The sequence below is a fragment of the Sulfurihydrogenibium sp. genome (assembly GCF_027448985.1).
Lineage (GTDB): Bacteria > Aquificota > Aquificia > Aquificales > Hydrogenothermaceae > Sulfurihydrogenibium.
Window position 1 is genome coordinate 1 of sequence record NZ_DAIDMN010000148.1, and the last position, 1,622, is coordinate 1,622.

At 31.7% G+C, this 1,622-nt stretch carries 4 protein-coding genes; all 4 read left to right on the forward strand.

Annotated features, from left to right (window positions below; all coding sequences use genetic code 11):
* The coding region (locus NE054_RS08125; RefSeq protein ID WP_297890465.1) for an IclR family transcriptional regulator at positions 1-815 on the forward strand (815 nt) is incomplete at its 5' end.
* On the forward strand, positions 812-1,210 hold the full coding sequence (locus NE054_RS08130) for a M20/M25/M40 family metallo-hydrolase (protein WP_297890467.1): 399 nt from the start codon (positions 812-814) through the stop codon (positions 1,208-1,210). The genes NE054_RS08125 and NE054_RS08130, both read left to right, overlap by 4 nt.
* Entirely contained in the window at positions 1,200-1,373 is a 174-nt protein-coding gene (locus NE054_RS08135) for a nitrous oxide reductase accessory protein NosL (RefSeq protein WP_297890471.1), read from the forward strand. Before NE054_RS08130 ends, NE054_RS08135 begins: the two co-directional genes overlap by 11 nt.
* Positions 1,374-1,375: 2 nt before the next feature.
* Positions 1,376-1,622: efflux RND transporter permease subunit (locus NE054_RS08140; protein WP_297890469.1), on the forward strand; the 247-nt coding region annotated here is incomplete at its 3' end.

Genomic DNA, 1,622 nt, shown 5'->3' on the forward strand with positions numbered 1-1,622 from the left:
ACAAAACATTAAGGTTTAAAATGCATCGTAAAAGAGAAAAATCAGATTATATAGTTCAGAATGTGGATTTAGCGTTTGATATTTTATTTTATGTTGCAAGAAAGCAATCTGTAAAATTAAAAGATTTAGAAGAAAAATTCAACATATCTCCAACATCTTTGGAAAAAATCCTTGAAACTTTGATAATAAGAGGGTATTTAGACTTCAATAAAAGAAAAAAGTTATACTCTTTAGGTATAAAAAATTTTGAGCTTGGCCACTCTTACCTGTCCCATTCTGAAATAAGAAAACAAGCAAGACCATTTTTACAGAAATTAGCAGAAGAGTTTCAGGAAAACGTTTATTTGGCAGCCAGAAGTGGTTTTGAGATAGTTTATATCGACGTTTATGAAGTTTCTAGGAATGTTGTTGTTAAATCAAGGGTTGGAAGACTACTTCCTATGTACGCATCCGCATCAGGAAAAGTCCATCTTGCATTTATGGAAAAGGAAGAGCTGGAAGAGTTTTTTAAAGAAGTAAAGTTGGAGAGATTTACGGAAAATACGATTACAGACAAAAATATACTTTTAAAAGAGTTAGAAGAGGTTAGACGAAACGGTTATGCTGTTGATAACGAAGAGTGGGAAAAAGAGGTTAGATGTTTGTCTGTCCCTGTAAGAGATTATACTGGTGATGTTGTTGCTGCTCTAACATTATCTGCTCCTTCTTTTAGATTGTCTTTTAATCTTCTTCACGGTAGAATGAAAGAAATGTTTTTAAAAGCCAGTGAAGAGCTGTCTGAGAAACTTGGATACTCAAAAGATATTCAGTTATGAAAGAAAAACTAATACAATACACCGTAGAACTTGTTAAAATTCCTTCTGTTATTGGGAATGAAAAAGAAATAGCTGATTATGTTGAATCTTTTTTAAAGAAGTATTTAAAAAATATTATCCGTTACAACAACTCATTAATAGCTTTCAACGATTTTAATCAGGATAAAAAAACAATCACACTTTTAGGACATTTAGACACTGTTCCGGGAATAAACCAGTACACAGGACAGATAATAGATGGTAAGATATACGGTCTTGGTGCAAGTGATATGAAAGGTGGTCTTGCTGTAATGATGAGTCTGATAGAGTACTTTTTTAACAAGGAAAGAGTATACCTTATTTCTTTTAGAAATCTGGGTAAAAGACTACTCTTCTGGAAAATGGATAGATGGTAAAACAGCATTTTATGTACAGATAGAAGATGGACCTATGGGACCTGATTTGGCACCATTTTCTTCCAAAATGGAAGCACTTAAATTTGCTAAAAGAAATAAGGTATACTCTTTCAAAGAGATAACAAAAGATTTGATTGAAAAGTTAGACGTTTATAACCATTAAACATGGATAAACTTTTAGATTTTTTACTTAAATATAGGATTGTAGTTTTATCATTGATTATTTTTATTGTGATTTATGGTATTTATTCAATTAAAAAAACACCTTTGGATGCTATACCGGATTTAACGGATACACAGGTTATAGTCTATACAAAATGGAGTGGTCAGTCTCCATCTGTTATAGAGAATCAGATTACTTATCCTTTAATCTCGAACTTTATGGGATTGCCTTACGTTAAAGCTGTGAGAG